At 66.8% G+C, this 1174-nt stretch carries 1 protein-coding gene; it reads right to left on the bottom strand.

What is annotated here, in order from left to right:
- On the bottom strand, window positions 1-1174 hold a 1174-nt coding region (locus ACZYGA_RS16940), incomplete at both ends, for an Ig-like domain-containing protein (RefSeq protein WP_479399724.1).

Here is a 1174-nt window from a genome sequence, read left to right as displayed (position 1 = left end):
CTCGACGCTGTACTCGCCTTCGCTCAGCGGCGTCTCGGCATCGACGCTGTAGGTGCCATTCTCGACGGTCGCGGTAACGGTCTGCTCGTTGCCGTCACTGTCGGTGATGAGCAGCGTGACGGTGCTGCCGTCTTCGGCATCGGTGGTGCCGACGATGGTCGGCGTGGTGTCGGAGGTCAGCGCCGGCGCATCGACGGTCAGAGCCGGCGCGCTTGCGTCGATCTCGCCCACGTCATTGCTGGTCGCGGTGTTGCCGGCCGGGTCGGTAACAGTGGCCTCGACGCTGTACTCGCCTTCGCTCAGCGGCGTCTCGGCGTCGACGCTGTAGGTGCCGTTCTCGACGGTCGCGGTGACGGTCTGCTCGTTGCCGTCACTGTCAGTGATGACCAGGGTCACGGTGCTGCCGTCTTCGGCGTCGGTGGTACCGACGATGGTCGGCGTGGTGTCGGAGGTCAGCGCCGGCGCATCGACGGTCAGCGCCGGCGCGCTTGCGTCGATCTCACCCACGTCATTGCTGGTCGCGGTGTTGCCGGCCGGGTCGGTGACGGTGGCTTCGACGCTGTACTCGCCTTCGCTCAGCGGCGTCTCGGTATCGACGCTGTAGGTGCCATTCTCGACGGTCGCGGTGACGGTCTGCTCGTTGCCGTCACTGTCGGTGATGACCAGGGTCACGGTGCTGCCGTCTTCGGCATCGGTGGTACCGACGATGGTCGGCGTGGTGTCGGAGGTCAGCGCCGGCGCATCGACGGTCAGGCTCGGCGCGCTTGCGTCGATCTCGCCCACGTCATTGCTGGTCGCGGTGTTGCCGGCCGGGTCGGTGACGGTGGCTTCGACGCTGTACTCGCCTTCGCTCAGCGGGGTCTCGGCGTCAACCGTATAGGTGCCGTTCTCGACGGTCGCGGTGACGGTCTGCTCGTTGCCGTCATTGTCGGTGATGAGCAGCGTGACGGTGCTGCCGTCTTCGGCATCGGTGGTGCCGACGATGGTCGGTGTGGTGTCGGAGGTCAGCGCCGGGGCATCGACGGTCAGAGCCGGAGCGGACAGATCGATCTCGCCCACGTCATTGCTGGTCGCGGTGTTGCCGGCCGGGTCGGTGACAGTGGCTTCGACACTGTACTCGCCTTCGCTCAGCGGCGTCTCGGCATCGACGCTGTAGGTGCCATTCTCGACGGTG

Source organism: Cobetia sp. BL01 (assembly GCF_056493605.1).
This window is presented reverse-complemented; position numbering and strand designations above follow the sequence as displayed.